Source organism: Bartonella sp. AP36NXGY, assembly GCF_042195865.1.
GTDB lineage: Bacteria > Pseudomonadota > Alphaproteobacteria > Rhizobiales > Rhizobiaceae > Bartonella.
Window position 1 is genome coordinate 1 of record NZ_JBHIPD010000085.1, and the last position, 1,802, is coordinate 1,802.

The window sequence follows — 1,802 nt, forward strand, 5'->3', positions numbered from 1 at the left end:
AAGGGTATGATTGTTGGTGCCGTAAAAGCAATAGGAAACGGAATATCTGAGACAGCTCATGACGTTAAAGAATTAGGTCTGGCAATAGGAAACAGTTCAGTTGATGAGATCTCTCAAAATATTCTTCAAGGCATTGGAACAGCAACATCTTGGGCCACGAGTGGGCATATGTTGGATGATGTTTGGGAAGGAGCTGGTCAATTCTGGGGAGGAGTTAAGGATTCCTTTTGGGGGCATATAGATCACATACATGAAACAATGGAGAAAGGAGGGGATGGCGCATTCAGTGCGGGTTTTGAATCTGGTGAAATGCTAGGTAAACCATTAGGAGATGTGGCTTATATAGTGGGTTCTACAGTGCTTACTGACGGTGCTGTTTCAGCAGCCAAGGGAGGCGTAAAGCTTGCGAACAAGCTTGTAGAAAAAGATATCATCAAATTTGCATCTAAAGCTGAAGAAGCGGCTATAACAGGAGCAACTAGTTCTGAAGTAAATACTGCTCATGTGGGAAAAGAAATCGCACAATCGCTAGAAAAAATGAGCGATGAAGCTATTGCAACTCAATATTTGGGGCAAGAGAGAAAGTTCTGGTCAAAACCTATTGAGGTTGGGTTTGAAATAAATCACAAAGAAGAAAAAATTACTCAGATAAATAAAGTCTATCAGAGAGATGACTTGTTTGATCCTAATAGAATTTCTGAGTGGACAGTTAACAAGAAAAAAGTGACAGGTACAAATATTGAAAGGATGAAAGCAGGAAGAGCACCTATAGGTTTCGATAATAAGCCTATTGAATTACACCACATGCTGCAAACTCATGATGGTCCCATAGCAGAAGTTACAAATGCGTTTCATAATAAACATAATTCTGCTATTCACATTAATCCGAATACAATGGGATCAGCTATTGACAGAGACCTATTCGATAAATGGAGGACGCAATACTGGAAAGAACGTGCTAAAGGGTATGAAAAGAAAAATATAGAAGCTAAAAAATAACAATTTATGGAGAACAAATTATGAAAACTTATACTTTAGATGATGTTGTCATACTGGTTGATAAATATAGTGATAGTGTTGATTTTGGCTCTACAGATGAAACCGTTGATGATGTACTAATTGAAAAAGCAGAGGGGATTCTTAAATTGCAATTCACAACCTCCTACAAAAGTTTTTTAAAAAACTATGGAAGAGCGGAGATCTGTGGTGAGGAAATATTAAGTGTTTATAATACAAATTTTGAAATTGCTCGTAGTGATGATATTGTTTATTATCATATAACGGATGTAGAAAATGGTTTAGCAAAACCACAGCAGCTTGTTGTGAGTAGAACTGATTTTGGTGAGACATTTTATTTTGATTACTCTCAGTTTCAGGATGGTGAATGTCCGCTCTATCTTAAGTTTCCACCTAGCGATCCCCAGTATTACGCAAGTAATTTTTATGAATTTCTCTGTAAAAGGATTATAGCTAATTTGGAATGACGCTTTTTGTCGGGCGGTTTCCTTTTGAAATACACTGTTAAAGCCGTCATTCTTTTTTGTTTTCAAAAAATGCAAGAATTGTTAATCCCTTTTAGGGGGGAAGGACTTATGAAAACCTATACCTTAGCTGATGTTGCACAATTAATTAATAAGTATCCGGATGTTATCGACTTTGGCACTGCAGAGGATGCACCTGATGATATATTGATTGAAAAGGCTGAGAGAACTCTTGGTTTACAATTCACCTCGTCCTACAAAAGTTTTTTAAAAAATTATGGAGGAGGAGAAATTGGAGGTTATGAAATTTTTAGCATTTAT

General features: G+C 36.8%; 3 protein-coding genes. All 3 read left to right on the forward strand.

Annotated features, from left to right (window positions below; genetic code table 11):
* Positions 1 to 999 (forward strand): HNH/ENDO VII family nuclease (locus ACFINX_RS09910; protein ID WP_375668780.1); only part of this gene is annotated, 999 nt, incomplete at its 5' end.
* Between the two features lie 20 nt (positions 1,000 to 1,019).
* Entirely contained in the window at positions 1,020 to 1,484 is a 465-nt protein-coding gene (locus ACFINX_RS09915) for an SMI1/KNR4 family protein (protein WP_375668781.1), read from the forward strand.
* A gap of 108 nt (positions 1,485 to 1,592) precedes the next feature.
* The coding region (locus ACFINX_RS09920) for an SMI1/KNR4 family protein (protein WP_375668782.1) at positions 1,593 to 1,802 on the forward strand (210 nt) is incomplete at its 3' end.